The 2,560-nt window shown below is 61.5% G+C and carries 5 protein-coding genes and 1 pseudogene; all 6 read left to right on the top strand.

The genetic code is table 11. From position 1 onward, the window contains the following. Window positions 1-201 (top strand): 50S ribosomal protein L23 (locus EN750_RS28745; protein ID WP_145967999.1); only part of this gene is annotated, 201 nt, incomplete at its 5' end. Window positions 202-223: 22 nt separating this feature from the next. Continuing rightward, on the top strand, window positions 224-1,057 hold the full coding sequence (gene rplB, locus EN750_RS28740; RefSeq protein ID WP_127398773.1) for a 50S ribosomal protein L2: 834 nt from the start codon (window positions 224-226) through the stop codon (window positions 1,055-1,057). Window positions 1,058-1,073: 16 nt separating this feature from the next. Beyond that, entirely contained in the window at window positions 1,074-1,352 is a 279-nt protein-coding gene (rpsS, locus tag EN750_RS28735; RefSeq protein WP_006205463.1) for a 30S ribosomal protein S19, read from the top strand. 2 nt (window positions 1,353-1,354) lie between these two features. Next, the gene (gene rplV / locus EN750_RS28730; protein ID WP_006205462.1) at window positions 1,355-1,744 is read left to right on the top strand and encodes a 50S ribosomal protein L22; all 390 of its coding nucleotides are present in this window, start codon (window positions 1,355-1,357) and stop codon (window positions 1,742-1,744) included. Beyond that, window positions 1,744-2,469, top strand: coding sequence for a 30S ribosomal protein S3 (gene rpsC, locus EN750_RS28725; RefSeq protein WP_013531426.1), 726 nt, complete (start codon window positions 1,744-1,746; stop codon window positions 2,467-2,469). Before rplV ends, rpsC begins: the two co-directional genes overlap by 1 nt. A 27-nt stretch (window positions 2,470-2,496) precedes the next feature. Further along, window positions 2,497-2,560 (top strand): annotated as a pseudogene (gene rplP / locus EN750_RS41040) (50S ribosomal protein L16); the annotation flags it as partial.

Raw genomic sequence — 2,560 nt, 5'->3', positions numbered from 1 at the left:
GTCGCCAAGAAGGCGTCGAAGCCGGAAATCAAGGCCGCCGTCGAAGCGCTGTTCGGCGTCAAGGTGATGGCCGTGAACACGCTTGTCCGCAAGGGCAAGATCAAGCGCTTCCGTGGCACGGTTGGCCGCCAGAGCGACGTCAAGAAGGCGGTTGTGACGCTGGCCGATGGTCAGTCGATCGACGTCGCGACGGGTCTCTGAGCAAGGCCGCGAGGACAGAACAATGGCACTGAAAAAATTCAACCCGGTAACGCCCAGCACCCGTCAGCTGGTCATCGTCGACCGCTCGGGTCTTTACAAGGGCAAGCCCGTCAAGGGTCTGACCGAAGGCCTGACCAAGTCGGGCGGCCGCAACAATCACGGTCGCATCACCGCCCGCTTCATCGGCGGTGGTCACAAGCGTTCGTACCGCATCATCGACTTCAAGCGCCGCAAGTTCGACGTCGTCGGCACGGTCGAGCGCATTGAATACGATCCGAACCGCACCGCCTTCATCGCGCTGATCAAGTATGACGATGGCGAGCTGTCCTACATCATCGCTCCGCAGCGTCTGGCCCCCGGCGACAAGATCGTCTCCAGTGAATCGGTCGACGTGAAGCCGGGCAATGCGATGCCGCTGGCTTCGATGCCGGTCGGCACCATCGTCCACAACATCGAGCTGAAGCCGGGCAAGGGCGCTCAGGTCGCCCGTTCGGCAGGTGGTTACGGTCAGCTGGTCGGTCGTGACCAGGGCATGGCGATCCTGCGCCTCAATTCGGGCGAGCAGCGTGTCGTTCACGGCTCCTGCATGGCCACTGTCGGCGCCGTGTCCAATCCGGACCACGGCAACATCAATGACGGCAAGGCCGGTCGCACGGTTTGGCGTGGCAAGCGTCCGCACAATCGCGGCGTGACCATGAACCCGGTCGACCATCCGCACGGCGGCGGCGAAGGCCGCACATCGGGTGGCCGCCATCCGGTTTCGCCCTGGGGCAAGCCGACCAAGGGCAAGAAGACGCGGTCCAACAAGGCGACCGACAAGTTCATCCTGCGCTCGCGCCATCAGCGCAAGAGCTAAGAAGAGGTAACGCCAAGTGACTCGTTCGATTTGGAAAGGCCCCTTCATTGACGGCTACCTTCTCAAGAAGGTGGACAAGGTTCGTGAAGGTGGTCGCAATGAGGTGATCAAGATGTGGAGCCGTCGCTCCACCATCCTGCCGCAGTTCGTCGGCTTCACCTTCGGTGTCTACAACGGCCAGAAGCATGTTCCCGTCTCGGTGAACGAGGACATGGTCGGTCACAAGTTCGGTGAATTCGCTCCGACCCGGACCTATTACGGTCACGGCGCGGATAAGAAGGCGAAGAGGAAATAATCATGGGCAAGGCCAAAGCTCCGCGCAGGCTTGCTGATAACGAAGCGCGCGCCGTATTGCGCACGATCCGTATCAGCCCGCAGAAGCTCAACCTCGTTGCCGCGCTGATCCGCGGCAAGAAGGTCGCGACAGCGCTTTCCGATCTCGAATTCTCGGCCAAGCGGATTTCCGGCACGGTCAAGAAGACGCTGGAATCGGCAATCGCCAACGCGGAAAACAACCACGACCTGGATGTCGATGCACTGATCGTGGCGGAAGCCTATGTCGGCAAGTCGATCGTCATGAAGCGGTTCCATGCCCGTGGCCGCGGTCGCGCCAGCCGTATCGAGAAGCCGTTCTCGCACCTCACGATCGTCGTTCGTGAAGTCGAAGAAAAAGGGGAGGCCGCATAATGGGCCAGAAAGTCAATCCGATCGGTCTTCGCCTCGGCATCAACCGCACCTGGGATTCGCGCTGGTTCGCGAACACCGGCGAGTACGGCAAGCTGCTGCATGAGGACATCAAGATCCGCAAGTATCTCGAGAAGGAGCTCAAGCAGGCTGCCATCTCGAAGGTCGTGATCGAGCGTCCGCACAAGAAGTGCCGCGTCACCATCCACGCCGCGCGCCCGGGTCTGATCATCGGCAAGAAGGGCGCCGACATCGAGAAGCTTCGCAAGAAGCTGATGGAGATGACGAAGTCCGAGACGCACCTCAACATCGTTGAAGTGCGCAAGCCGGAAATCGACGCGACCCTGGTCGCCCAGTCGATCGCCCAGCAGCTCGAGCGTCGTATCGCGTTCCGCCGCGCCATGAAGCGTGCCGTTCAGTCGGCGATGCGCCTCGGTGCCGAAGGCATCCGCATCAACTGCGCCGGCCGCCTCGGCGGCGCCGAGATCGCGCGCATGGAATGGTATCGCGAAGGCCGCGTGCCGCTGCATACGCTGCGTGCGGACGTCGACTACGGTACGGCCGAAGCGCACACGGCTTATGGCATCTGCGGCGTCAAGGTCTGGGTGTTCAAGGGCGAAATCCTTGAGCATGACCCGATGGCTTCGGAGCGTCGGGCCAGCGAAAGCGACGCAGCGCATGGCGGTGGTGGTGATCGCGAACGCGGTCGTCGTCGCGAAAACGCCTGAGACATTTAGGAATTTGGAGTTAGAACGATGCTGCAGCCAAAGCGCACAAAGTTCCGCAAGCAGTTCAAGGGCCGTATCCATGGTACCGCAA

The organism is Mesorhizobium sp. M7A.F.Ca.ET.027.03.2.1, from assembly GCF_003999175.1.
GTDB lineage: Bacteria > Pseudomonadota > Alphaproteobacteria > Rhizobiales > Rhizobiaceae > Mesorhizobium.
The sequence above is the reverse complement of the archived record's forward strand: the minus strand, read 5'-3'. Positions and strand labels throughout refer to the sequence as shown.

Bases quoted from the DNA above. Each gene is read 5' to 3' on its own strand.
- rplV (WP_006205462.1), top strand. From the start codon at position 1,355: ATGGGCAAGGCCAAAGCTCCGCGCAGGCTTGCTGATAACGAAGCGCGC.
- rplB (WP_127398773.1), top strand. From the start codon at position 224: ATGGCACTGAAAAAATTCAACCCGGTAACGCCCAGCACCCGTCAGCTG.
- rpsC (WP_013531426.1), top strand. From the start codon at position 1,744: ATGGGCCAGAAAGTCAATCCGATCGGTCTTCGCCTCGGCATCAACCGC.